The sequence below is a fragment of the Saccharothrix sp. ST-888 genome (genome assembly GCF_000955975.1).
GTDB lineage: Bacteria > Actinomycetota > Actinomycetes > Streptomycetales > Streptomycetaceae > Kitasatospora.
Genome location: NZ_JYJF01000559.1, coordinates 1 through 360, shown reverse-complemented (window position 1 = coordinate 360; position 360 = coordinate 1). Strand labels below are relative to the sequence as shown.

1 protein-coding gene is annotated in these 360 nt (G+C 66.7%); it reads right to left on the bottom strand.

Annotated elements, in window-relative coordinates; genetic code table 11:
- Positions 1 to 360, bottom strand: a 360-nt coding sequence (locus tag UK12_RS33765) for an adenosylhomocysteinase (protein WP_045307037.1), incomplete at both ends; no start/stop codon positions are given.

Below are 360 nucleotides of genomic sequence, written 5' to 3'. Positions count from 1 at the left end.
GAACAGCAGCTTCCCGTCCCGGTGCATCTCGTACAGCCGGTGGACACCCGTCGTGGTCTCCTCCGTCACACCCTTGATCGTCGCCGCGACCTCGGTCCACTTGGACGGCGACTCGGTCAGGGTGCGGTTGAGCAGCTCCAGGATGATCCGGAACTCGTCGTTGTCCGCCGTCGACGGGTCCGGGGCCTCGCCGGCCTTCTCGAACTCGACGCCCTTGTGGATCAGGAGGGTGGCATCACCGCCGTCGTCCAGGATCATGTTCGGGGTCTGGCCGTTCGGCCAGGTCAGCGCCTGCTCAGTGCACCACCAGTACTCCTCCAGCGTCTCGCCCTTCCAGGCGAACACCGGCACACCCTGCGG